Origin of the sequence: Pseudooceanicola nanhaiensis (genome assembly GCF_020171315.1) — a bacterium.
GTDB lineage: Bacteria > Pseudomonadota > Alphaproteobacteria > Rhodobacterales > Rhodobacteraceae > Pseudooceanicola > Pseudooceanicola nanhaiensis_A.
The window spans coordinates 172,386-192,526 of sequence record NZ_JAIUZP010000004.1 but is presented as its reverse complement, the minus strand read 5'-3'; the positions used below and the strand labels follow the sequence as shown (position 1 = coordinate 192,526).

Sequence of the window (20,141 nt, the reverse complement as noted above, 5' to 3'; positions counted from 1 at the left end):
CACCACATGACGCGGCAGCCCACATGCGATAATCGGAAGACATGTTCGGGATCGACCTCATAGACGCGGGCCTCTTGCCCGCCATGCTCGTGGCGCTGACGGCGGGGGTGATCTCCTTCCTCAGCCCCTGCGTGTTGCCCATCGTGCCGCCGTACCTGGCGTATATGTCCGGGGTCTCCATGGCCGAGGTGGGGCAGGGCCGCGACCGGGGGCGCCCGCTGCTGGCCGCGCTCTTCTTCGTGCTGGGGCTCTCCACCGTCTTCCTGCTGCTCGGCTTTGCGGCCTCGGCGGCGGGGCTGCTCTTCCTGCAATACCAGCAGTGGTTCAACACGGTCGCGGGCGTTCTGGTGATGATCTTCGGCGCGCATTTCCTCGGCGTGATCCGCATCCCCTTCCTCGACCGCGAGGCGCGGATGGATGCGGGCGATCGGGGCGGTTCGGCCTTCGGGGCCTATGTGCTGGGGCTGGCCTTTGCCTTCGGCTGGACGCCCTGCATCGGGCCGCAGCTTGGCGCGATCCTCTCCATGGCCGCCTCCGAGGGCAACGTCACGCGCGGGACCGCGCTGCTGGCGGTCTATGCCATCGGCCTTGGTGTGCCCTTCCTGCTGGTGGCCGCCTTCCTGCCCAGCCTGGGCGGCACGATGTCCTGGCTCAAGCGCAACATGGAGCGGATCGAGCGCATCATGGGGCTGCTGCTCTGGACCGTGGGCCTGCTGATGCTGACGGGCGGCTTCTCGGCCTTCTCCTTCTGGCTGCTGGAGACCTTCCCGGCGCTCGCCACCATCGGCTGACCACCATCGGCCGACCACCATGGGCTGACCATTCTGCGGCCTTAATCTTGCCGGAAACAATCTGTAGCCTCATGGGAAAGAATGAGGGCAGGGCAGATGCCGGACTATTTCGCAGCAGAGACGGAAGGACAGGTGGCGCGCCGCCGGGTCTTCTACATCCCCGGCTACGATCCGATCCATCCGCGCCGCTACCGGGAACTCTACCGCAAGGAGGCCGCGCTGCAGGCGGAGGTCTCGGGCTACGAGATCACCCTGCGTCCCAAGACCACCAAGGGCCCTTATGGCTGGCATGTCTCGGCGCAGATGGACGGCGCAGAGATCGAGAGCGATATCGAGGTGCTGGTCTGGTCCGACATCGTGCGGGACAGCATGGCGCAGGGGATTGCCGCGACCTACGTGCAGATGGTGCGCACGGCGGCGGTCTATATCGGCTCCGGTGCGCTCTTCCGGCTGATGCGGCTGCGCAAGGGGCCGGTGATCGCGGCACTCTATCCCGTCGGGATGCTGATCCTGCAACTGCTGCTGGCCTGCCTTGCGGGCTGGGGCGCGGGGGCGCTGATGGCTTGGCTGCTGTCGCTGGCGCTGCCGATGCTGGCGCCGCTCTTGGGATGGGCCACGGGGCTGGCCGTGGTCTGGCGCGTGCTGGCCTGGTTCAAGGCCAAGGACGGCAAGTTCTTTGCCTATTACCTGATGAACGATTACGGCTTCTCGGCCCAGTCTCTGGGGGCGAACCCGCCCGCGCTGGAGGCCCGGATGGCCGAGTTCGGCGATGCCATCGCCGCTGCCTTGCGCGAGGATGTGGACGAGGTGCTGGTTGTGGGCCATTCCTCGGGCGCCCATCTGGCGGTCTCGATCCTCGCCGATCTGGTGCGCTCGGGCCGGGCGCCCACCGGGCGGGGCGAGGGGCCGCGGCTCTCCTTCCTGTCGCTGGGGCAGGTGGTGCCCATGGTCTCCTTCCTGCCCAAGGCGGGACGGCTGCGCGATGACCTCGCCTATCTCTCCATGCGCCCCGAGGTGCCCTGGATCGACGTGACGGCACCCGGCGACGGCTGTGCCTTCGCGCTCTGCGATCCTGTCGCGGTCACCGGCGTGGCGCAGCAGGGCAAACGCTGGCCGCTGGTGGTCTCCGCCGCCTTCACCCAGACGCTCGCGCCCGAGACATGGGCCAAGCTGCGGTGGCGCTTCTTCCGGCTGCATTTCCAGTACCTGTGCCACTTCGACCGGCCCGGGGATTACGATTACTTCCGCATCACCGCCGGGCCGCTGACCCTCGGCCGCCGTTACGAGGGCCGCGAGCCCTCGAAAAGCCGGATCGAAACCCCGGTGTCGAAATACACGAGCCGCGTCGCATGAGTTGCCCCGTTCATGGGGAGAGGATGCCGCCGCCCGAGCCCTCTGCGCCGTCTCAGGCCGGGCCGGAGGGGCCCGACCCCCGCCTGCCGCCCAAGCCGCCCTCGCGGCCCGACAGGGTCTCGCTGAGGCGCTACGTGAAGCTCTTCCGGGCCGACCTGCTCTCGGCCCAGCCCGCGCGGCTCTACCGCGCGTGGATGGCCGAGTTCCGCACGCCCTTCTTCCGCTCCTACCTCATGAACCAGCCCGAACTGGTGAGGATGGTGCTGAAGGACCGGCCCGGGGATTTCCCCAAGTCCGACCGGGTAGGCGAGGGGCTGCGCCCGCTGCTCGGTAACTCCGTCTTCCTGACCAATGGCGAGACCTGGAAACGGCAGCGCCGGATCATCGACCCGGCCTTCGAGGGCGGGCGGCTGAAGGACACGTTTCCCGCCATGTGGGCCGCCGCCGAGGCCTGCGTCGCGCGGCTGGCGCCCCATGCGGGCGGCACGCTGGAGATCGAGGCCGAGACCAGCCATGCCGCGGCGGACGTGATCTTCCGCACGCTCTTCTCGATCCCGATCGAACACGAGGTCGCCGCGCAGGTCTTTGACGAATTCCGCGTCTACCAACGCAGCCAGCCGGTGCTGAACCTAGCCGCCTTCGTGCCCCTGCCGCGCTGGATGCCGCGCTTCTTCCGGCGTGACACGAAACGCTCGGCCCGGATCATCCGGCGGCTGATCACCGGGCTGACCGACGCCCGGCGGCAGGAGATCGCGGCAGGCACCGCACCTGACGATCTGGCCACCAAGATCATGACCACCGCGGACCCGCAGACCGGCGACACCTTCGACACCGCCGAGATGGTCGACCAGGTGGCGATCTTCTTCCTTGCGGGGCATGAGACCTCGGCCTCGGCCCTGGCCTGGACGCTCTACCTCATGGCGCTTTACCCCGAGTGGCAGGAGCGGCTGGCCGAGGAGGCGCGCGCGCTGGACGCAGGCGCGGACTTCGCGGTGATGTCGAAGCTCAAGCTCAGCCGCGATACCTTCCGCGAGGCGCTGCGGCTCTATCCCCCGGTGCCGATGATGGTGCGCGAGGCGGCCTGCCCGGTGCACGCCCGCGACCGCGAGGTCCCGAAAGGCGCGCAGGTGGTGCTGAGCCCCTGGCACCTGCACCGGCACGAGCGGCTCTGGGACCGGCCCGATGTCTTCGACCCCACCCGCTGGGGGACCGAGAACGGCCGCACCTGCGCCCGCGAGGCCTATATTCCCTTCTCCGCAGGGGCCCGGGTCTGCACCGGCGCAGGCTTTGCCATGGTCGAGGGGCCGCTGCTGCTGTCGATGATCCTGCGGCATTACCGGGTCAGCCGCGTCGAGGGCCGCGACCCGGTGCCTGTGGCGCATCTGACGGTGCGCTCGAAGGACGGGATCTGGCTCCACCTGGAGCGCAGAGGTTGAAGGTCTGAACCGGAAAATTCGAATTTTCCGGTCCGTTTTCTTCGAAGAAAACGGGAAGTGCATCCGATGTTTCAACAGATAACCTGGATCGGGTCCTGGTTGCAGAAGATGACGAGTTGTCCCGCGTTTTCGACCGCATGGAACCCGCGGCGGCGCAGCTCTGCCTCGAACCGGCTGCGGCCCACGTAACGCTCGATGTCGCGCAGTTTCCGCCGGATGACCGCACCCTACAGGGCCGCGCGGGAGCTGAAGAGATGGCGCATCCAGGCGTCTGCGGAGAGAGGGGCAGGGATCTGCGTCATCCGCCAAGCCTGCCCGAGGTCAGTTAATCCGCGATTAACCGCGATTGCCCCGGTAGTGGGCCAGCACGTAGACCCGGATCGCCGAGGCCAGCCCGGCCTCGATCCCGCGGGCCTCGTCGATCTCGGCGGCAAGCGCGTTCAGCGCCAGCCCCTTTTCCTCGGCGATGTCACGGAAGGCGCGCCAGAAGTCCTCCTCCAGAGAGACGCTGGTGCGGTGGCCTCGCAGGGTAAGGGAGCGTTTGACCGGGCGGGTGCTCATGCCCCGGACCCGTCGTCCTTCGGGGCGTCTTGCGCAGCGGGGCCGTCCACCCCGGGCGCATCGTCGGTCCGGTGCCCGTCGAGCAGGCGGCGGGCCTGGTCGGCGCGGGCCTTCTCCGCGTCCTTCTGGGCCTTGCTGCGCCCGAATTTCACGGCGTTCTCGTCGGCGCGGGCCTTCTTCTCGGCCCGCGCCTTGTCTTTCCGAAACCGGTTCAGGTTGACCGGTTCGGCCATGCTCAGGCCTTGGGGCCGATCATCTGCTCGGGGCGGACGACCTTCTCGAAGGTTTCCTCGTCCACGAAGCCGAGCGCGATCGCCTCTTCCTTCAGCGTGGTGCCGTTCTTGTGCGCCGTCTTCGCCACCTTGGTGGCGTTGTCGTAGCCGATGGTCGGCGCCAGTGCGGTCACCAGCATCAGGCTTTCGCGCATCAGCTTCTCGATCCGGGCCTCGTTGGCCTGGATGCCGTTCAGCATCCGCTCGGTGAAGGAGGCGGTGACGTCACCCAGCAGCTGCATGGATTGCAGCAGGTTGTAGGCCATCATCGGGTTGTAGACGTTGAGCTCGAAGTGGCCCTGCGAACCAGCGAACTTCATCGCGGCGTCGTTGCCCATGACGTGGGCGGCCACTTGCGTCATCGCCTCGGCCTGGGTCGGGTTCACCTTGCCGGGCATGATCGAGGAGCCGGGCTCGTTCTCCGGCAGGATCAGTTCGCCCAGACCCGAACGCGGGCCGGAGCCCAGGAAGCGGATGTCGTTGGCGATCTTGTAGCAGGCGCCGGCCACGGTCGCGAGGGCGCCGGACATGAAGACCATGGCGTCATGGGCGGCGAGCGCTTCGAACTTGTTGGGCGCGGTGACGAAGGGCAGGCCGGTGATCTCGGCCATGTTCGCCGCGACCTGTTCGCCCCAGCCCAGCTTGGTGTTGAGCCCGGTGCCCACGGCGGTGCCGCCCTGTGCCAGTTCGTAGATGCCCGGCAGGGCCATCTCGACGCGTTTGATGCCGTTGCGGATCTGCATGGCATAGCCCGAGAATTCCTGGCCCAGAGTCAGCGGCGTGGCGTCCTGGGTGTGGGTCCGGCCGATCTTGATGATGTCCTTGAACTCTTCCGCCTTGGCTTCCAGCCCTTCGGCCAGCTGCACGAGGCCCGGCAGCAGCACGTCGCGCGCGGTCATCGCGGCGGCGATATGCATCGCGGTGGGGAAAGTGTCGTTCGAGGACTGGCCCATGTTGCAATGGTCGTTCGGGTGCACCGGGTCCTTGGAGCCGATCACGCCGCCGAGGATTTCGATCGCGCGGTTCGCGATGACCTCGTTCGAGTTCATGTTCGACTGGGTGCCCGAGCCGGTCTGCCAGACCACCAGCGGGAAGTTGTCGTCGAACTTGCCGTCGATCACTTCACCGGCGGCCTCGATGATCGCGTCGGCGATCTTGGCCTCCATGTCGCCGTTGGCCTTGTTGGCCATGGCGCAGGCCTTCTTGATCACGCCGAGCGCCCGCACGATGGGGACCGGCTGCTTCTCCCAGCCAATGGGGAAGTTCATGATCGAGCGCTGCGTCTGCGCGCCCCAATACTTGTCTGCAGGAACTTCGAGCGGTCCGAAACTATCGCTTTCCGTGCGGGTCTTGGTCATGTCAGCTCTCCTAAAGGAAGTCGCCGCTTTGTACCGCTCCTGCGGGGAAGATCAATGCCGCATTGGGGGGAATAGGGCAGGGAGGGGAGGTGCGATAGGAAACGTCCTTTCTCTGAACGTGGCGGGCCTACAAATCTTATGGGCCTGCGCGGTCCCCTCCACTGATCCCCCGCCCGGCCGATAGGCCGGGCAGCGCCGACCCGCCCCCCATGGGGCGGCGCTTATGCGCCACCCCGCGGGACGGCGCTGCCCTCCGTGGCTGACGGAGAGCGGAATGGGAAAGGGAGCGCGAGGGGCAGGCAGCCCAATTGGACGTGATGCGCGACATCCCGCGAGCGAGGAGAGGTCCCGAAGTCACCCACAACAAAAGACGGGCGGCGCAATCCCTCGCGCCGCCCGTCCTATCCTGTCACGTCCTGTCCCGCGGCCCCTCGGGCCCACGCACTTACTGCGCAGACCGGCGGAACTCGAACACCCGCGCCGGGGGCAGGTTCGCCCAGACCGTCCCGCGCTTCGTCGCGCGCACGCCCAGTTCGGCCTGCACCTCGGGCGGGATCGGGGCGTTGGGCGAATAGGTGATCTGCACGAAGACCCCGCCCGGGGCCATCACCTTGAAGGCCCGGCCCACCACCTCGCGCTGGATCTGCGGCCGCGCCAGCACCGGCACACCCGAGATGACCGAGCCGATGTGCGCAAGGCCAAGGCTCTCGATCTCCTGTGCCGGGCGGTTCAGCACGGTCACGCCGGGGAATTTCTCGCGCAGGGTCTCGCAGAAGCGCGGGTTCATCTCCATCAGGATCAGCCGCTCCGGCGCCACGCCGCGGTCGAGGATCGCGCGGGTGAAGCTGCCGGTGCCGGGGCCGATTTCCACGATCGGGCCGCTGACCTGCTCAACCCCCGCCGTCATCATCCGGGCCACCGCCTGGGACGAGGGCGCAATCGCCGAGACCTCTTTCGGGCGGCGCATCATCTCGCCCAGGAACACCGCAAAATCGCTCGCCATGGTTCTTTCCCCACTTGCCACTGTCGTTGCGACGAGAAACCGGAGAAGCCCCCGTCTGGGCAAGTGGGAATTCAGGATTTTACAAAAAATTCATGTGCTTACGTTGGTTTCCTGCGATCTAGGCGGGCGAATTCTCTCGCCCCGCCAAGCGCTTGCCACGCTCTGTGACGGTGCCATGACCGTGGTGTGACAGGGGCATGTCGCGGGCCTCGGGGCCGTGACCGGGAGGGGCCGCAGGGCGCGCATGAAAACGGGGCCGCGCGGGCCCCGTGATACGTCGTCCTATGTCGCCTGACGGCTTACTTGCGGAACTGGTCCAGCCGCACCACGTCCGCTTCCTGGCCGGAGTTTTCCGACTTGGAGGAGGGGGTCTTCACCTTGGACGGATCGCGCAGCGGGCGCGGCGGATCGGGGGGCGTCGGATCTTCGTCCTCGTCGCTCACCTGCGTCTCGAAGCGCAGGCCGAACTCCACCGAGGGGTCCACGAAGGTCTTGATGGCGTTGTAGGGGATGAACATGTGCTCCGGCGCGTCGCCGAAGTTCAGGGTGATCCCGAAGCCCGTGTCGCCCACCTCAAGGTTGTCGTACCAGTGCTGCATGACCACGGTCATTTCGCTCGGGTACCGATCCTTCAACCAGTCCGCCAGCTCCGTCTCCGGATGGGTGGTGTCGAAGGTAATGAAGAAGTGGTGCGCCCCGGGGAGGCCGTGGTCGGCAACGTCCGTGAGGACCTCCTGAATGAGGCTGCGCATCGCGCGGTGCATCAGGTTGCCGTAGTCGATGGATCCAGACATGCGTTCATCCGTTTCTTTAGGGGAGCATAGGGGATTCGGAGAAAAACGGAAGGCGGGGGAGGAAAAATCTCTGTCGACCACGCTTATGCGCCGCGCGCCCTTGGCAGGATGGCTCAGGACGCTATCGCGCCCAGGGCGATCCCGGCAAGGGCCATGGGGCCAAGCGCCACGAGGGGGCCGCGTTTCAGCCCGAAGACGAGCCATGCTGCGAGAATCGTCAGCACCACGGCCTCGGGCTGTAGGCTGTCCCAGAGGGGGCGGAGCCAGAGGCCCCCGGTCTCCACCTCGGCAAAGAAGACATGCAGCGCGAAGAAGACCGATAGGTTGAGAATCACGCCGGCCACCGCCGCGGTGATCCCCTGCAGCGCGCCCTGAAGCCTCGGCTGGGCCAGCACACGTTCCACATGGGGGGCGAGGGCGAAAATCCACAGGAAGCAGGGAATGAAGGTCACCCAGAGCGCCATGAGGCCCGCCGCAAGGGCGAGGCCCGGGCCGGAGGCGTTCTGCCCGGCGACCATGGCCACGAACTGTGTCACGAGGATCAGCGGCCCGGGCGTGGTCTCGGCCAGGCCGAGCGCGTCGATCATCTGCTGGGCGCTGAGCCAGCCATGGGTCTCGACCGCGGCCTGCGCCATGTAGGCCAGCACCGCATAGGCGCCCCCGAAGGTGACCACGGAGAGCTTGCTGAAGAAAAGCGCGATGGCGGTGAGGAACTCTGCGCCCGAGAGGGCGAGTGCCGCCACGGGCCCTAGCCAGAGCGCGCCCCAGAGCAGCGTCTGGCGCAGGCTTTCGCGCAGGGCGCCCTGCGCGGCGGGCGGCGGGGCGCTTGCAGGCGGGCGCGCGGCAAGGGCGCCCCAGAGGGCGGCGAGTGCCACGATCAGGGGGAACGGCAGGGAGAACGCGAAGGTTGCCACGAAGGCCAGCCCCGCCAGCAGCCAGCGGTCCGGCGCGGTCAGCGTCTTGCGCGCGAGGCGCGAGAGCGCCTGCAGGACGATGACGATGACCAGCGCCTTGATCCCGAGGAAGGCCGCCTGCACCAGCGGCAGCGTACCCCACTGGCCATAGGCGAGCGCAAGGGCCGCGATGACGAGGGCGCCGGGCAGCACGAAGAGGCCGCCCGCGATCAACCCGCCGACGGTGCCCCTGAGCCGCCAGCCCGCATAGGTCGCCAGCTGCATCGCCTCCGGTCCCGGCAGCAGCATGCAGAAGCTGAGCGCGCCGAGGAACTTGCTGTCCTCGAGCCAGGGGCGTTCCTCCACCAATTCGCGGTGCATCAGGGCGATCTGCGCCGCCGGTCCGCCGAAGGACAGCAGGCCGATGCGGCCGAAGACCTTGAAGAGATCGGAAGGGCTGGGAGGGGGGCTAACGGTCATGGGGGCCTCTGGCTGCGGTCTCGCGCCGGTTTGCAGAGCCTATGTGACGGTTTTGCAAAGTGTAACGGTTTGTTTGGGAATTCCCTGCGGTAGGCAGGGGCTGGGGGGCTTGTGGGGGCGGAACACCGGCTGTGGCCTCGTTTCGAGGCGGAGGCGGAGGCGGAGGCAAGCATGGGGTGCTGTCCCCCCGATATGTCCCGCCCGGCCGTAAGGCCTTGCAGCGCCGACCCGCCCCCCTGGGGCGGCGCTATTGCGCCACCCCGCGGGACGGCGCTGCCCTGTGTGCCATCCGGTGGGGGGCTTGGTTAGATGACCGAAATCTCCGTCCCGCCGGGGGCCCCCGGAGTACCCTCCCATCCCTCGGCACACCCGCCTATCCGTCGCCAACCCTTGTCCCCCTTGGCGCCTTGGCCTATTGCCGGAACAAACAGGAAAGGCCCCCATGTCCCAACCCACCTTCGTTCTCGTGCGCCCGCAGATGGGCGAGAATATCGGCGGCGCCGCGCGCGCGATGTGGAACTTCGGCCTCGACCGGATGCGTCTCGTGGCGCCCCGCGACGGCTGGCCGAACCAGAAGGCCGTGGCCATGGCCTCGGGCGCGGGGCGGCTGCTGGACAACGCGGGCCTCTTCGAGACTACCGCCGATGCGCTCCATGACAGCCACTTCGTGCTGGCGACCACGGCCCGGCCGCGCGGGTTGACCAAGCCGGTGCTGACCCCCGAACGCGCCATGCAGATCGCGGCAGAGAGGATCGCCGCCGGTGAGAAGGTCGCCGTGCTCTTCGGCCCGGAACGCGCCGGGATGGAGAACGACGACATCGCGCGCGCCAATGCGATCATCTCGGTCCCGGTGAACCCGGAGTTCGCCTCGCTCAACCTCGCGCAATGCGTGCTGCTGACGGCCTACGAATGGCGCCGCCAGACCGCCGAGATCACCCATGAGACCGTCGAGATGGCCGGGGCCGACTGGGCCACGAACGTCGAGATCGAGAAACTCTCGGAACATTACGAGGAAACGCTGGAGCAGGCCGGGTTCTTCTTCCCCGAGACCAAGGCCGCCAGCATGAAGCTGAACCTGCGCAACCTCTGGTCGCGGATGCCGCTGACCCGCTCGGACGTGCAGGTGCTCCACGGGGTCCTGCGTCAGATGGTCCGCTGGAAGGAGCGCGGCTGAGCGCTAGACCCTGTCGTGTGACGCAAGTACCCTGCCGCGCAACCCGGACCCGACGCCAGACACGACCCCGGACAGAACCCGGAGAGGAAACGACCCCCGCGCCCATGCCCTGACCGCGAGATCGGCCCCCGACTGCCCGACCCTCCGGGCAGGTGCCGGGGGCGGCGCTCGGCGGGGCCAAGGCCGGGACAGCACAACGCGGGGCGCCCGGCGCCCCTGAGACGACCCGCGACATGCCCCGGGAGGGGCCGGGCGGCAGGCCCCTGACGAGGTGACCCTTATGAGCCAGAAACGCAGCATTTTCGAAGAGGTCGGGACCGACCAGAAGCAGGAGGTCCAGACCGGCGCGATCGACAGGGGCCGCCGCAAGGGCGCGCGCGGCGCGATCCGGGTCTGGCTCGCGGTGCTCTTTGCCCTCGTGGTGGCGATGATCTGCGTCGGCGGCCTTACCCGCCTGACCGACAGCGGCCTGTCGATCACCGAATGGAAGCCGCTCACCGGCGCACTGCCCCCGATGAATGAAGCGGACTGGCAGGCGGAATTCGACCTCTACCAGCAGATCCCCCAGTTCCAGATCCAGAACCAGTGGATGGAGCTGCAGGACTTCAAGCAGATTTACTGGTGGGAATGGTCCCACCGCCAACTGGGCCGGGTGATCGGGCTGATCTGGGCGCTTGGCTTCTTCGGCTTCCTCGTCTTCCGCCAAATCCCCGCAGGCTGGACCGGGCGGCTCTTCCTGATCGGCGCCCTTGGCGGCGTACAGGGCGCGATCGGCTGGTGGATGGTCTCCTCCGGGCTGACCGGTACCATGCTCTCGGTGGCCTCCTACCGGCTGGCGACCCACCTCGGCATCGCCTTCATCATCCTCGGCTTCATCGCGTGGTACTTCTTCTGCCTCGGCCGGGACGATCGGGAGCTGATGCAGGCCCGCCGCGCGGGCGAGCGCAAGCTCTTCGGCATGGCGACCGGCTGGATGCATTTCGCCTTCCTGCAAATCCTCCTCGGCGCGCTGGTGGCGGGGATCGACGCGGGCCGGTCCTACACCGACTGGCCGACCATGGGTGGCCAATGGCTGCCGCCGGAGCCCTTCATGATCGAACCGCTGTGGCGCAACTTCCTTGAGAACCCGGCGCTGGTGCAGTTCATCCACCGCTGCTCGGGCTACCTGCTGGCGATCTTCTCGCTGGTCTGCTTCCTCAAGGGGCGCCGCTCGGCCCACACCACGACGCGGGTGGCCTTCACCATGGCCTTCGTGGCGCTGGTGGTGCAGGTCATCCTCGGCGTTCAGGCGGTGCTGACCGGCGCGCAGCTGCACGTGGCGATCACCCACCAGCTGGTGGCGGTGGCGCTCTGGGTGCTGATCATCCGGGCGCGGTTCTACGCCCGCTATCCCGTCACCGCCAAGATCCGTGGAGCCTGATGCCATGACTGCCCTTCAAGACCTGCTGTCCTACCAGCGCGAGACCGAGGCCCTTGCCGCCATTGCCGGGCGGCTCGGCTGGGACCAGGAAACGGTGATGCCCCGCGGCGCGGCCGAACAGCGCGGCGAGGAGATCGGCGTGATCGAGGGTATCCTGCACGGCCGCCGCACCGATCCGCGGATCGGCGACTGGCTGGCCGCCTGCGAGGGCGCCGAGATGACGGCGGCGGAGGCGGCACAGCTGCGCCACATCCGCCGCAGCTTCGAGCGCACCAGCCGGGTGCCCGCGAAACTGGCGACCGAGCTGGCGCGGCTGACTTCCGTCGCGCAGGGCCACTGGGCCGAGGCGCGGGGGCGGGACGATTTCGCGGGCTTCGCGCCCGTTCTGGAAAAGATCGTCGCGCTGAAGCGCGAGGAGGGCGCGGCACTGGCGGCGGGCGGCGATGTCTATGACGCGCTGCTCGACGACTACGAGCCCGGGATGACGGCGGCCGAGCTGGAGGCGATCTTTGGCGAGATGCGCCCCCGGCTGGTGGCCCTGCGCGAGGCGGTGCTGGGCAAGCCGGAACCGAAGGGGCTGAGCGGCACCTTCGAGGAGGGGGCGCAGATGGCCTTCTCCACCAAGCTGGCGCTGACCTTCGGCTATGACCTCGAGCGCGGGCGGATCGACAAGGCGGTCCATCCCTTCAGCTCCGGCTCGGGCGCGGATGTGCGGATTACCACGCGGACCAACCCGGCCGATCCGTTCAATTGCTTCTATTCCACGATCCACGAGGTCGGCCACGCCTGCTATGAACAGGGGATCGAGGCGGACTATGCGCTGACGCCGCTGGGGCAGGGCGTCTCGATGGGCGTGCACGAAAGCCAAAGCCGCATCTACGAGAACCAGCTGGGCCGCTCGCGCGCCTTCACGGGCTGGATGTACGACCAGATGACCGAGGCCTTCGGCGACCTCGGCCTCGACGGGGCAGAGGGCTTCTATGCCGCGGTGAACCGCGTCCAGAAGGACTTCATCCGGACCGAGGCCGACGAGGTGCAATACAACCTCCACATCATGCTGCGCTTCGATCTGGAGCGGGCGATGATCGCGGGCGACCTCGCCGTGGCGGACCTAGAGGAGGCGTGGAACGCGCGCTTCAAAGCGGACTTCGGCTATGACGTGCCGCGCGCCTCGCTCGGCTGCCTGCAGGATGTCCACTGGTCCGTGGGGCTCTTCGGCTACTTCCCGACCTATTCGCTTGGCAACGTCTACGCGGGCTGCCTGCACGAGGCGCTGCGCGCCGATGTGCCGGATCTCGACGCGGCGCTTGGCGCGGGCGACACGGCCCCGGCGATCGACTGGCTGCGCGACAAGGTGCAACGGCACGGCGGGCTGATGACCCCGCGCGAGGTGATCACGCAGGCCTGCGGCGCCGCTCCCACGGCGGGCCCGCTGCTGCGCTATGTCGAGGCGAAGTTCGGCGACATTTACAGTCTCTGACGCGCCGCACTGGAAATGCGAATGGCCCCGGTCGTGAAAACGGCCGGGGTTTTTTAATCCCGTTTCGTGATTATTGTCCGTTTCAACTATCAGGGGAGCGGGCAAAAAAATTGGGCCGGCTGTTCCTGCCGACCCAGTTGGAAGGGATTGACGGGGTAGAAGCGTCAAACCACCATTTTCAGTCAGCCTCAGCAGGAACAAGAGAGAACCCTGCCGCCGAACAAGCCGATCGAGGCCAACCAAGGACACCCGAAGGTCCCCTATCACAATGCACCGGGCCCTGAGGGAAGGGCGTTCGATGCCAAAACCAGAGACGTTCTCGACGAATTCCGGGTCTGCAATCTTTCCGCGTACTCTGCCGTGAGCGGGCATTCTGCCCCTGGTACGGAAACCTCCCTTCCACTGTGAGGGCGTTCCGAAAACTCTACTGCCTCAGTACACACGTCTGAGTAGAGCATATAACGATTTCAAAAGCAAAGGCACTGTTAAGGATGTGAGCAGAAATGTGCCGAAAGATTGTTTCTTTTCAGATCACAATTGAGTGGTGTGATTGAATTCCTGCGCAATCCAGTCCGCGACATCCTGCAATAGCGGATCACGGCGCCGCGTTTCGTGGAAGCAGAGATAGAGCGGCGAGACGAGATCGGCCTGCTCGGGCTCGAAGCGCTGAAGTTCCGGGTCGCTCATGGCCACGATATTGGGCAGGAGGCCGGGCAGGCGGCTGCTGCGCATGGCGCCCATGATTTCGTGCAGGGTTTCGACCCGAACCAGCGGGTCATGACCCGCCATGACCTTGCGGGCGAACTGCATCGTCTCGGCCTGATCGTGGCTGCGATTGAGCCCGATCCAGCCCATATCGCGCGGACTGTCCGGATAGGCGTAGACGTTGATGTGGAACTTGCCAATGTAGCGCACCACCAGCCGGCCCTGTTCGGGCCGCTGGGTGACGATGATCATGTCGTTCTCGCCAAGCGCCTCGGTCAGGGTCAGCGCGTTGAAGGTCATCCGCAGGCCGGGATGGCTTTCGAGGAAGGCGCGCAGGGCAGGGTAGAAGACATAAGAGCTGATCGTGGGCGGGCAGCCGACGGTGATGTTCCCGCCGGTGGCCGGGGCCGCGGTGCTCTGCGTATGCAGATAGGAAACAATCTCATTCTCGAACCCGGTGATCGTTTCGATCAGGTCCGAAATCGCCTCGTTCGCCACCCAGCCTTCGGGCGTTTTCACGAAGAGATCAAAGCCGAGCGATTCGGACAGGCGGCTCAGGCGGCGCGACACGGTGGCTGGGTTGGTCTCCAGCAGGCGCGCGGCGGCGCTCATGCTGCCGGTCTTGTGGACCGCGACGAGGTATCTCAGATCATCCCAGTTTTTCATCGGCGTTCCGTCGCGCCTGCCTGTCCCGCGGGATCAGGAGGCGGCCTCCTGTCCCTCGGGACCTTCATCCTCATCCGCCTGTTCGGCGATCCGTGCCACCGAGACGACCTCTTCGCCCGCACCGGTGTTGAACACCCGCACCCCGCCCGCGCTGCGCGACCGGAAGGAGATGCCATCGACCGGCACCCGGATCGACTGACCGCGCGAGGTGGCCAGCATGATCTGGTCGTCCATCTCCACCGGGAAGGCGGCGATGACGGGACCGGTGCGCATGCTCTTCTCCCAGGCGGTGACGCCCTGGCCGCCGCGCCCGCGCACGGGGTAATCGTGCGAGGAGCTGATGTGGCCCGCGCCGCCCACGGTGATCGTGAGGATCAGCGTCTCGGCGGCCGACATCTCGGCGTAACGCTCCTGTGCCAGCGGCATGTCGGCGTTGCCCTCTTCTTCCTCCGTCGCCTCGGTGTCACCGGCCATGGCGCGGCGCATCTTGAGGTAGGAGGCCCGTTCGTCGCTTTCCGCGGCGAAGTGGGGCAGGACGAACATCGAGGCAACCTCGTCGTTCTCGTTCAGCTTGACGCCGCGCACCCCGGTGGAGTTGCGCGAGTTGAAGACCCGCACGTCATCGGCACGGAAGCGGATCGCCCGGCCGGATTGCGTGAACAGCATCACGTCATCCTCGGGGCCGCAGATCCGCGCGTTGATCAGGCGCATGCCCTCGGCTTCGCCTTCGAACTTCATGGCGATCTTGCCGTTCCGCATCACGTTGGTGAAATCGGACAGCGCGTTACGCCGCACGGTGCCTGCGGAGGTGGCAAAGACGATCTGCAGGTCGCCCCATTCCTCCTCGGCCCGGTCCACGGGCATGATCGCCGCGATGGAGACACCGGTGGGGATGGGCAGGATATTGACGATCGCCTTGCCCTTTGAGGTCCGCCCGCCGACCGGCAGGCGCCAGCACTTGAGCTTGTAGACCATGCCCTCGGTCGTGAAGAAGAGCAGCTGCGTATGGGTGTTGGCGACGAAGAGCGTGGTGACCGCGTCGTCATCCTTCATCGCGCCACCCGAGAGACCCTTGCCGCCGCGCTTCTGGCTGCGGAAGTCGGCCAGCGGGGTCCGCTTGATGTAGCCGCCGGCGGTGACGGTGACGACCATCTCCTCCTGCTCGATGAGGTCCTCGTCCTCCATGTCACCGGACCAGTCGACGATCTCGGTGCGGCGGGGGACGGCGAAGAGCTCCTTCACCTCGGTCAGTTCGTCGCGGATGATGCCCATGATCCGCTCGCGCGAGGCGAGGATCTCGAGGTATTCGCGGATTTTCTTGGCCAGTTCCTGCAGCTCGTCCGTGACTTCCTGCACGCCAAGCTGGGTCAGGCGCTGCAGCCGCAGCTCGAGGATCGCGCGGGCCTGCGCCTCAGAGAGGTTGTAGGTGCCGTCCTCGTTCATCGTATGGGTCGGATCGTCGATCAGACGGATGTATTCCGCGATGCTGGAGGCGGGCCAGCGGCGCGTCATCAGCTTCTCGCGCGCCTCGGCCGCATCGGCGGAGGCGCGGATCGTGGCCACGACCTCGTCCACGTTGGTGACCGCGACGGCCAGACCGCAGAGGATGTGGGCGCGTTCGCGCGCCTTGCGCAGCTCGAAGGCGGTGCGGCGGGCCACCACTTCCTCGCGGAAGGTGATGAAGGCCGACAGGAAGCCATAAAGCGTCAGCGTCTCGGGCTTGCCGCCGTTCAGCGCGAGCATGTTGCAGCCGAAGGAGGTCTGCATCGGGGTGAAGCGGAAGAGCTGGTTCAGCACGACCTCGGGGGTCGCGTCGCGCTTCAGCTCGATCACCACGCGGACGCCCTGACGGTCGGATTCGTCCTGCACGTGGGCGATGTTGTCGATCCGCTTGTCGCGGACGCATTCCGCGATCTTCTCGATCATCGCGGCCTTGTTCACCTGATAGGGGATCTCGTCGATGATGATCGCGTAGCGGTCCTTGCGGAGCTCTTCCACGTGGGTCTTGGAGCGGATGATCACGCTGCCGCGGCCTTCGAGGTAGGCCTTGCGCGCACCGGACCGGCCCAGCATGACGCCGCCGGTGGGGAAGTCGGGGCCGGGCACGTATTGGTTCAGGTCGCTGCTGTCGAGGTCGGGGTTCTCGATCAGGGCCAGCGTCGCATCCACCACTTCGCCAAGGTTGTGGGGCGGGATGTTGGTGGCCATGCCGACGGCGATACCGCCGGCGCCGTTCACCAGCATGTTGGGGAAGCGCGCGGGCAGGACGGCAGGCTCTTTGTCCTTGCCGTCGTAGTTGTCGAGGAAGTCGACCGTATCCTTGTCGATGTCGGCGAGCAGGAAGTTCGCCGCCTTCTCCATCCGGACCTCGGTGTAACGCATGGCCGCGGCCTTGTCGCCGTCCATGGAGCCGAAGTTGCCCTGACCGTCCAGCAGCGGCAGCGACATGGAGAAGTCCTGCGCCATCCGCACGAGGGCGTCATAGATCGCGCTGTCGCCGTGGGGGTGGTATTTACCCATCGTGTCGCCGACCGGGCGGGCCGACTTGCGATAGGACTTGTCGGCGGTGTTCCCGGATTCCTGCATCGCGTAGAGGATGCGGCGGTGCACAGGTTTTAGGCCGTCACGAAGATCCGGAATCGCCCGGCTCACGATCACGCTCATCGCGTAATCGAGATAGGAATTGCGCATCTCGTCGGTGATCGACACCGTCGGTCCCGCGTAGGGCGTGCGCTCGTTTTCTTCCGGGTTTTCAGGGGGTTGGGGCGTATCGCTCAACGGCTCTGCCTGTATTCTTGTTGGGTTCTAGATATAGCTGTCCGGTTTATAGCAGACCCGTCATATAGGGTGCAATGGTTGCTGGCGCCTGCCTTTGGCAGCCGGGCGCATACAGTGATAACATACTGTTTTCGTTGACTGAAAATGAAGTCGTGGCAGGCTTTTTCCTGTGGATATGTCACAGGAGGCAAAATGCAGGAAACCCCGACCGAACTGATGCTGCGCGGATACGGCCTGACGACGGCCGAGTTCTTCTATCACATGCCCGACTATGCCCATGTGCTGAACACCTTCGTCTGGCAGGAGTATGACCTTGCCCCGGATCACCCGCGGCTCTTCAAGTTCATCGAATTCTGGCAGAAGGAAATCGAAGGGCCGCTGCACTCGGTCCGCTTCACCCATCGCAAGGAAATCTCGCCCGGTCGCTGGCGCAACGTGGTGGGGGAATTCACCCTCCATTGACGCAAAAGGCCGCCCCGGAGGGCGGCCCGAATACTGTCGCGGGTCTGCCGGTCAGGGCAGGATGCGCGAGTATTTCACGCCTTCCAGCGTCGCGCCGAAGCGCAGGCCGGCCTGACCGAAGATCACCGCCACGATCGGCGCGATCGAGGTGGTCGTTTCGGCGCGCATCGCCTCGGCCTTGTCGGAGAAGACGTATTCCACGTCCGCGCCCGCAGCCCAGCCCGAGGACCGGCGGAAGCCCGAAAGCGCCTCCTGCGTCATGAAGAAGAGGACATGCGCATATTGCTGTGCGCCGATCTGCAGGCCGACGTTCGCGGCGGCGGCGGAGTAGTAATCCACCGTGCTGCCGCCCACGCGCAGCGCGCCGCGGCCATAGCCGCCGCCGATGCCAAAGCCTGCCTCGGTCATCAGCGGCATGACCAGCATGCCGGCGGATTTCGCGGCGAGGTTGCGGGTCTCGGGGTACTGGCTGAAGAGCTGCGCCAGCGTCGCGTCCACTCGGGCGTCGATCTTGGCGCCGCCCGGGCTGCCGATGCCGTTGTTGCACGCCGCCAGCAGCGGGATCGCCGCCAGTGCCGAGAGGGAAAAGGTGCGTCTGGAAAGGGTGCTCATGGTAATCCGCCTGTCTCTTGCCCGTGAGGGGGACTTTGCCCCGGAGTGTCGCGTCAATGACGCGGCCGGTTTGCCCGGCTTCGAGGGCGAAGTATAGGGGGGCAGGCCGGTCCTGTCACCCTCGGCGGTCACGTCACCCGGCGCTCGGCGGAAAACGCCTCCGATCCGGGCGGGGGCGTGAAAACGCTGCCGCAGGGGCAGGGGCGCGGCCCGCGAAACGGGCCGCGGGCGAACCGGGTCAGACCACGGCGGATTTGCCCTGCATCAGCTTGGCAAAGCGCGGTGCGAAATAGGTCAGCACCCCATCGCAGCCCGCGCGCTTGAAGGCCATCAGGCTTTCGACCATGACCTTGTCGCCATCGAGCCAGCCATTGCGCACCGCGCCCTCGATCATCGCGTATTCGCCCGAGACCTGGTAGGCGAACGTGGGCACGCCGAAGGTGTCCTTCACCCGGCGGCAGACGTCGAGGTAGGGCATGCCGGGTTTCACCATCACCATGTCCGCGCCCTCCTGCAGATCGCGCGCCACGAGGCGCAGCGCCTCGTCGGTGTTGGCGGGGTTCATCTGGTAGGTCGCCTTGTCGCCCTTCAGCGCGCCGGTGGCGCCGGTGGCATCGCGGAACGGCCCGTAGAAGCCCGAGGCATATTTGGCCGAATAGCTCAGCAGCATCACGTTGGTGTGGCCACCGGCCTCCAGCGCGCCGCGGATGCGGGCGATGCGGCTGTCCATCATGTCCGAGGGGCCGATGATGTCGGCGCCCGCCTCGGCCTGGCTGACGGCCTGTTTCACCAGCGCCTCGACCGTCTCGTCGTTCAGGATCTGCCCGTCCACGACAAAGCCGTCATGGCCGTCGATGTTGTAGGGGTCGAGGGCGATGTCGGTCATCACCGCCATCTCGGGCACCAAGGCCTTGATCGCGCGGGTCGCCCGGTTCGACAGGTTCTCGGGGTTCCAGGCCTCGGCGCAATCCTTGGTGCGCTTGTCCATCGGCGTGTAGGGGAAGATGCAGACCGCCGGAATGCCGAGGTCGAAGGCCTCGCTCGCCGCCTGCGCCACGCGATCCACCGAAAGCCGGCTGACCCCGGGCATCGAAGCGATCGGCTGTTCCACGTTCTCGCCCTCGCAGACGAAGACCGGCCAGATCAGGTCACCGACGGCCAGGTGGTTTTCCTGCGCCAGGGCCCGGATCGCGCCGCTCTGGCGGGCACGACGGAACCGGGTTTGGGGGAAGGGGGCCTGAACCGGGAACATCAGCGGATCCTTTCTTGATCATACAAGAGTGAGGTGGCATGGAATGCGACGCGCCTCAAGGGTAGGAATTACCGAAAACGGGCGCTACTAAGGTGCGGCAGTCAAAAGGCCGAGAGGGCCCCGGTGAACCTTCACGAAACGATATTCGAACTCATCGACATGCGCTCCTTCTCGAACCTGTGGTTCTGGATCGCGCTTGCGGTGGTCTGGTCGACGGCCAGCCATTGGGTGCTGGGTGTGCCCTATGACATGGTCCTGCGCGCGCGCCGCGTCGGGGGGCAGGCCGAGGCCGACCTCGAGGACATGGTGCGGATCAACATCAACCGCATCCTCTATATCAACCAGCTGTCGGGCACGGTGCTGCTGTCCTTCGGCTGTTTCATCCTGACGGTGCTGGGGCTTCTGGGCTTCCTCTACGGGGTGGAATTCGCGCAGGCGGTCTTCCTGCTGGCCTTCCCCATGTCCTTCGTGGGGCTCTTGAGCCTGCGCACCGCCGTCCGCATCCGGGTGGAGGAGCCGCAGGGCGCCGATCTGCACAAGCGCCTGATGCGCCACAGGATCGGCGTGCAGGCCATCGGCGTCGTGGCGATCTTCGTCACCGCGCTCTGGGGCATGTTCAAGAATTTCTCGATCGGCGTACTGGGAGGCTGA

The 20,141-nt window shown here is 66.6% G+C and carries 18 protein-coding genes; 8 read left to right on the top strand and 10 right to left on the bottom strand.

The genetic code is table 11. From position 1 onward, the window contains the following. Nucleotides 1-41 precede the first annotated feature (41 nt). The 3 genes from LCM32_RS05845 to LCM32_RS05835 all read left to right on the top strand — a co-directional run bounded on the left by LCM32_RS05845 (nucleotide 42) and on the right by LCM32_RS05835 (nucleotide 3,580). The gene (locus tag LCM32_RS05845) at nucleotides 42-791 is read left to right on the top strand and encodes a cytochrome c biogenesis CcdA family protein (RefSeq protein ID WP_224820127.1); all 750 of its coding nucleotides are present in this window, start codon (nucleotides 42-44) and stop codon (nucleotides 789-791) included. Nucleotides 792-887: 96 nt separating this feature from the next. Beyond that, the gene (locus tag LCM32_RS05840; RefSeq protein ID WP_224820126.1) at nucleotides 888-2,144 is read left to right on the top strand and encodes a hypothetical protein; all 1,257 of its coding nucleotides are present in this window, start codon (nucleotides 888-890) and stop codon (nucleotides 2,142-2,144) included. Between the two features lie 23 nt (nucleotides 2,145-2,167). Further along, entirely contained in the window at nucleotides 2,168-3,580 is a 1,413-nt protein-coding gene (locus LCM32_RS05835) for a cytochrome P450 (protein WP_224820125.1), read from the top strand. A 336-nt stretch (nucleotides 3,581-3,916) separates the two neighbouring features. Here LCM32_RS05835 and LCM32_RS05825 read toward each other — a convergent pair whose 3' ends face one another. From LCM32_RS05825 to chrA, 6 genes are all read right to left on the bottom strand, one after another. Continuing rightward, a complete protein-coding gene (locus LCM32_RS05825) occupies nucleotides 3,917-4,141 on the bottom strand; it encodes a ribbon-helix-helix domain-containing protein (protein ID WP_224820124.1) in 225 nt (74 codons plus the stop codon). Beyond that, nucleotides 4,138-4,374 (bottom strand): DUF4169 family protein, encoded by a 237-nt coding sequence (locus LCM32_RS05820; RefSeq protein ID WP_224820123.1) that lies wholly within the window; start codon nucleotides 4,372-4,374, stop codon nucleotides 4,138-4,140. The genes LCM32_RS05825 and LCM32_RS05820 overlap by 4 nt, the downstream gene beginning before the upstream one ends. Nucleotides 4,375-4,376: 2 nt before the next feature. Then, on the bottom strand, nucleotides 4,377-5,771 hold the full coding sequence (fumC, locus tag LCM32_RS05815) for a class II fumarate hydratase (RefSeq protein ID WP_224820122.1): 1,395 nt from the start codon (nucleotides 5,769-5,771) through the stop codon (nucleotides 4,377-4,379). A gap of 445 nt (nucleotides 5,772-6,216) precedes the next feature. Then, nucleotides 6,217-6,774 (bottom strand): class I SAM-dependent methyltransferase, encoded by a 558-nt coding sequence (locus LCM32_RS05810; protein WP_224820121.1) that lies wholly within the window; start codon nucleotides 6,772-6,774, stop codon nucleotides 6,217-6,219. A 299-nt stretch (nucleotides 6,775-7,073) separates the two neighbouring features. After that, nucleotides 7,074-7,568 carry an SspB family protein gene (locus LCM32_RS05805; RefSeq protein ID WP_224820120.1) on the bottom strand — a complete coding sequence of 165 codons (495 nt, stop codon included), beginning with the start codon at nucleotides 7,566-7,568 and terminating at the stop codon, nucleotides 7,074-7,076. 113 nt (nucleotides 7,569-7,681) lie between these two features. Then, nucleotides 7,682-8,941 carry a chromate efflux transporter gene (chrA, locus tag LCM32_RS05800; protein ID WP_224820119.1) on the bottom strand — a complete coding sequence of 420 codons (1,260 nt, stop codon included), beginning with the start codon at nucleotides 8,939-8,941 and terminating at the stop codon, nucleotides 7,682-7,684. Nucleotides 8,942-9,383: 442 nt separating this feature from the next. Here chrA and LCM32_RS05795 point away from each other — a divergent pair, with 442 nt between their 5' ends. From LCM32_RS05795 to LCM32_RS05785, 3 genes are all read left to right on the top strand, one after another. Next, entirely contained in the window at nucleotides 9,384-10,115 is a 732-nt protein-coding gene (locus tag LCM32_RS05795) for an RNA methyltransferase (protein ID WP_224820118.1), read from the top strand. 280 nt (nucleotides 10,116-10,395) lie between these two features. Further along, nucleotides 10,396-11,535, top strand: coding sequence for a heme A synthase (ctaA, locus tag LCM32_RS05790; protein ID WP_224820117.1), 1,140 nt, complete (start codon nucleotides 10,396-10,398; stop codon nucleotides 11,533-11,535). A 4-nt stretch (nucleotides 11,536-11,539) separates the two neighbouring features. Next, nucleotides 11,540-13,015, top strand: coding sequence for a carboxypeptidase M32 (locus tag LCM32_RS05785; RefSeq protein ID WP_224820116.1), 1,476 nt, complete (start codon nucleotides 11,540-11,542; stop codon nucleotides 13,013-13,015). Nucleotides 13,016-13,546: 531 nt separating this feature from the next. Here LCM32_RS05785 and LCM32_RS05780 read toward each other — a convergent pair. Then, nucleotides 13,547-14,386 carry a LysR family transcriptional regulator gene (locus LCM32_RS05780; protein WP_224820115.1) on the bottom strand — a complete coding sequence of 280 codons (840 nt, stop codon included), beginning with the start codon at nucleotides 14,384-14,386 and terminating at the stop codon, nucleotides 13,547-13,549. Between the two features lie 33 nt (nucleotides 14,387-14,419). Beyond that, nucleotides 14,420-17,164 carry a DNA gyrase subunit A gene (gene gyrA / locus LCM32_RS05775; RefSeq protein WP_224820114.1) on the bottom strand — a complete coding sequence of 915 codons (2,745 nt, stop codon included), beginning with the start codon at nucleotides 17,162-17,164 and terminating at the stop codon, nucleotides 14,420-14,422. A 192-nt stretch (nucleotides 17,165-17,356) separates the two neighbouring features. Between gyrA and LCM32_RS05770 the strand changes: the two genes are divergently transcribed. Further along, complete coding sequence (locus LCM32_RS05770; RefSeq protein WP_224820113.1) at nucleotides 17,357-17,626, top strand: usg protein; 270 nt, start codon at nucleotides 17,357-17,359, stop codon at nucleotides 17,624-17,626. Nucleotides 17,627-17,677: 51 nt separating this feature from the next. On the opposite strand, the gene LCM32_RS05765 is transcribed toward LCM32_RS05770, so the two are convergent. Continuing rightward, nucleotides 17,678-18,238 (bottom strand): YSC84-related protein, encoded by a 561-nt coding sequence (locus LCM32_RS05765; protein ID WP_224820112.1) that lies wholly within the window; start codon nucleotides 18,236-18,238, stop codon nucleotides 17,678-17,680. A gap of 238 nt (nucleotides 18,239-18,476) precedes the next feature. Beyond that, complete coding sequence (hemB, locus tag LCM32_RS05760; protein ID WP_224820111.1) at nucleotides 18,477-19,490, bottom strand: porphobilinogen synthase; 1,014 nt, start codon at nucleotides 19,488-19,490, stop codon at nucleotides 18,477-18,479. Between the two features lie 123 nt (nucleotides 19,491-19,613). On the opposite strand from hemB, the gene LCM32_RS05755 reads away from it, so the two are divergent. Then, nucleotides 19,614-20,141 (top strand): component of SufBCD complex, encoded by a 528-nt coding sequence (locus LCM32_RS05755; protein WP_224820110.1) that lies wholly within the window; start codon nucleotides 19,614-19,616, stop codon nucleotides 20,139-20,141.

Excerpts from the sequence above, each read along its gene's own strand:
- LCM32_RS05845 (WP_224820127.1), top strand. The coding sequence starts at position 42 with ATGTTCGGGATCGACCTCATAGACGCGGGCCTCTTGCCCGCCATGCTC.
- LCM32_RS05840 (WP_224820126.1), top strand. The coding sequence starts at position 888 with ATGCCGGACTATTTCGCAGCAGAGACGGAAGGACAGGTGGCGCGCCGC.
- LCM32_RS05835 (WP_224820125.1), top strand. The coding sequence starts at position 2,168 with ATGCCGCCGCCCGAGCCCTCTGCGCCGTCTCAGGCCGGGCCGGAGGGG.
- LCM32_RS05825 (WP_224820124.1), bottom strand. The coding sequence starts at position 4,141 with ATGAGCACCCGCCCGGTCAAACGCTCCCTTACCCTGCGAGGCCACCGC.
- LCM32_RS05820 (WP_224820123.1), bottom strand. The coding sequence starts at position 4,374 with ATGGCCGAACCGGTCAACCTGAACCGGTTTCGGAAAGACAAGGCGCGG.
- fumC (WP_224820122.1), bottom strand. The coding sequence starts at position 5,771 with ATGACCAAGACCCGCACGGAAAGCGATAGTTTCGGACCGCTCGAAGTT.
- LCM32_RS05810 (WP_224820121.1), bottom strand. The coding sequence starts at position 6,774 with ATGGCGAGCGATTTTGCGGTGTTCCTGGGCGAGATGATGCGCCGCCCG.
- LCM32_RS05805 (WP_224820120.1), bottom strand. The coding sequence starts at position 7,568 with ATGTCTGGATCCATCGACTACGGCAACCTGATGCACCGCGCGATGCGC.
- chrA (WP_224820119.1), bottom strand. The coding sequence starts at position 8,941 with ATGACCGTTAGCCCCCCTCCCAGCCCTTCCGATCTCTTCAAGGTCTTC.
- LCM32_RS05795 (WP_224820118.1), top strand. The coding sequence starts at position 9,384 with ATGTCCCAACCCACCTTCGTTCTCGTGCGCCCGCAGATGGGCGAGAAT.
- ctaA (WP_224820117.1), top strand. The coding sequence starts at position 10,396 with ATGAGCCAGAAACGCAGCATTTTCGAAGAGGTCGGGACCGACCAGAAG.
- LCM32_RS05785 (WP_224820116.1), top strand. The coding sequence starts at position 11,540 with ATGACTGCCCTTCAAGACCTGCTGTCCTACCAGCGCGAGACCGAGGCC.
- LCM32_RS05780 (WP_224820115.1), bottom strand. The coding sequence starts at position 14,386 with ATGAAAAACTGGGATGATCTGAGATACCTCGTCGCGGTCCACAAGACC.
- LCM32_RS05770 (WP_224820113.1), top strand. The coding sequence starts at position 17,357 with ATGCAGGAAACCCCGACCGAACTGATGCTGCGCGGATACGGCCTGACG.
- LCM32_RS05765 (WP_224820112.1), bottom strand. The coding sequence starts at position 18,238 with ATGAGCACCCTTTCCAGACGCACCTTTTCCCTCTCGGCACTGGCGGCG.
- hemB (WP_224820111.1), bottom strand. The coding sequence starts at position 19,490 with ATGTTCCCGGTTCAGGCCCCCTTCCCCCAAACCCGGTTCCGTCGTGCC.